This is a genomic window from Micromonospora sp. AMSO1212t (assembly GCF_008868145.1).
GTDB lineage: Bacteria > Actinomycetota > Actinomycetes > Mycobacteriales > Micromonosporaceae > Micromonospora > Micromonospora tulbaghiae.
On the sequence record NZ_WBKS01000332.1, the window covers coordinates 1 to 430 of the forward strand.

The window sequence follows — 430 nt, forward strand, 5'->3', positions numbered from 1 at the left end:
CTTTTCTGGGGCCACGCTCTCCTTCGTCGGCATGCAGCGGGTAAGACCCCGGTGAAACTGAGTATCGAACTTGAGTTAAAGCAGCCAACCCATGCCGGGTTGGGCATGAGGTTATAGAGGGCTGAGGCATGTCTAGAGTCTGTCAAGTAACCGGTAAGGGTCCGGTCACCGGGAATAACATTTCCCACGCACACAACAAAACCCGCCGCCGTTTCCTGCCGAACCTGCAGCACCACCGTTTCTGGGTCGAGTCCGAGAAGCGCTTCGTACGTCTGCGCGTTTCCGCCAAGGGCATGCGTATCATCGACAAGCGTGGCATCGAGGCCGTCCTGGCTGACCTGCGTGCCCGCGGCGAAAAATTCTAAGGAGCTGAATCATGCGTGAATTGATTCGTCTGGTGTCCAGCGCCGGTACCGGCCACTTCTACACC

General features: G+C 57.7%; 1 protein-coding gene. It reads left to right on the forward strand.

What is annotated here, in order from left to right; translation table 11 throughout:
* Positions 1-128 precede the first annotated feature (128 nt).
* Positions 129-365, forward strand: coding sequence for a 50S ribosomal protein L28 (rpmB, locus tag F8279_RS30050; RefSeq protein WP_003096556.1), 237 nt, complete (start codon positions 129-131; stop codon positions 363-365).
* The last annotated feature ends 65 nt before the right edge of the window (positions 366-430 follow it).

What these genes read in the sequence shown, in the direction of transcription:
- rpmB (WP_003096556.1), top strand. Translation starts at nt 129, where the DNA reads ATGTCTAGAGTCTGTCAAGTAACCGGTAAGGGTCCGGTCACCGGGAAT.